General features: G+C 68.5%; 4 protein-coding genes. 1 reads left to right on the top strand and 3 read right to left on the bottom strand.

What is annotated here, in order from left to right; genetic code table 11:
• On the top strand, positions 1 to 321 hold a 321-nt coding region (locus tag AOK24_RS46555), incomplete at its 5' end, for a phosphodiester glycosidase family protein (RefSeq protein WP_167376877.1).
• Between the two features lie 15 nt (positions 322 to 336).
• Here AOK24_RS46555 and AOK24_RS31130 read toward each other — a convergent pair.
• From AOK24_RS31130 to AOK24_RS31120, 3 genes are all read right to left on the bottom strand, one after another.
• Positions 337 to 969: a M15 family metallopeptidase gene (locus AOK24_RS31130; RefSeq protein ID WP_055723381.1), complete on the bottom strand. Its 633-nt coding sequence runs from the start codon at positions 967 to 969 to the stop codon at positions 337 to 339.
• Positions 970 to 980: 11 nt separating this feature from the next.
• Positions 981 to 1,217 (bottom strand): DUF6213 family protein, encoded by a 237-nt coding sequence (locus AOK24_RS31125; RefSeq protein WP_063786263.1) that lies wholly within the window; start codon positions 1,215 to 1,217, stop codon positions 981 to 983.
• 24 nt (positions 1,218 to 1,241) lie between these two features.
• A partial coding sequence (locus AOK24_RS31120; RefSeq protein WP_159052040.1) for an aldehyde dehydrogenase family protein occupies positions 1,242 to 1,645 on the bottom strand: 404 nt, incomplete at its 5' end.

Here is a 1,645-nt window from a genome sequence, read left to right as displayed (position 1 = left end):
CTCACCGCCGGCCGCCCCCTCCCCGGCCTCGACACCAGAACATCCGCCGTCCGCACAGCAATCGGCATCTCCGGAGACGGCCACCACGTCCACCTCTTCGCCCTGGACGGCGCAACGGCATACCGCACAGGCCTGACGGTGGCAGAACTGGCCCAGGCACTACGGAAGTTGGGGGCGACGGAGGGCTTCAGCCTGGACGGGGGCGGGTCGACGACGCTGGTGGCGAGACAGCCGGGAGCGAGCCGTACGACGGCCCTCAATCACCCCTCAGGAGGAGCCGAACGCCCGGTCCCCAACGGAATCGGGGTCTTCGAGCACTAGAGATCGTTAAGTTGGTCAGGCTGGTCCGTAGACAGCGCTGTCCGCCTTGGTGATCAGTGCCCAGTACCGGTCGCCGTAGGACCAGTGCCACCACTCGGTGGGGTAGTTGACGAAGCCCGCGCTGCTCATGGCACGGGCCAGGAGTTCGCGATTGCCGCGTGCCTGGCTCGACAGTCCTGAGGCGTTCATCGGACAGAACTGCTCGTCTCCGGTGCGGTGGCCGTTCACGGCACCGCCCATGTCCAGCTCATGGCCATCGCCGTCGAAGAGCGTCAGGTCGAGGGCAGCGCCGGCACAGTGTGGCGCCACCTCGACCGGGGAGACGAAGGCGCTGGTCCGGTGCCGCAGGTCCGCAGGGTCGGTGACGCCTGAGCGGCGTAGGCGGTCTTCGTGGAGGGCGAACCGCCGCGCCTGCTCGGTGCTGCTGCGATGACCTTCTATGACGAGGAATCTGACACCGGCGGGAAGCTGTGCCGACGCCGAGCGCAGACGTTCAAGGACTCCGAGCCTGACCCGGCCGTATGCTCCTGCCTCGTCTCGCTCCCGGGGGTCCAGTGCGATCTCCGGGGCCGAGGCGATCTCCACGAGGGGCTCGCCGCAGTCCTGCACCGGGATATTGATCACCTGGGAGTCACTCAGCAAGATCATGGAACCTGAGCCTACGACGACCGCCCGCTGCTGTGCGCGATGCACGCCACGTCGATCCGGTCGGCCAGCTTGGCCAGTTCGATCGTCAGGTCGGCCACCGTCTCCTCGTCCCACCCCGACTCCCCGCCCTCGACGAGGTGGAGCCACCTCCCGCCCAGGGTGCGCAGCAGCTTGCTCACGTCGGCCGCCGCCACCTGGAGATCCCCCCGGTCGTCGACGATCAGAGGCAGTGTCACTTCCCGGTTCACGCCCCGATGGTAACGGCGCAACCGTCACACACCGTGCCAAACGGTCGTGATGTTGCAGAACTCGCGGATCCCGTGCCCGGACAGCTCCCGCCCGTACCCGGAGCGCTTCACGCCGCCGAAGGGGAACGCGGGGTGCGAGGCGGTCATGCCGTTGAAGAACACCCCGCCGGCCTCCAACTCGTCGGTGAACCGTGAGGCCTCGTCCGGGTCCCGTGTCCAGACGTTGGAACTCAGCCCGAACGGCGAGTCGTTGGCGACGGCGATGGCCTCGTCCACGTCCCGGACCCGGTACACCACGGCGACCGGCCCGAAGGCCTCCTCCCGGTGGATGCGCAGTTCCCGCCCCACGTCGGCGAGGACGGTCGGCGGGTAGAACCACCCGTCGCCCTCCGGCCGCACGCCCCCGCACCGGTCTCTTATACACCTCT

Origin of the sequence: Streptomyces niveiscabiei (assembly GCF_001419795.1) — a bacterium.
Lineage (GTDB): Bacteria > Actinomycetota > Actinomycetes > Streptomycetales > Streptomycetaceae > Streptomyces > Streptomyces niveiscabiei.
The sequence above is the reverse complement of the archived record's forward strand: the minus strand, read 5'-3'. Positions and strand labels throughout refer to the sequence as shown.

Excerpts from the sequence above, each read along its gene's own strand:
- AOK24_RS31130 (WP_055723381.1), bottom strand. The coding sequence starts at position 969 with ATGATCTTGCTGAGTGACTCCCAGGTGATCAATATCCCGGTGCAGGAC.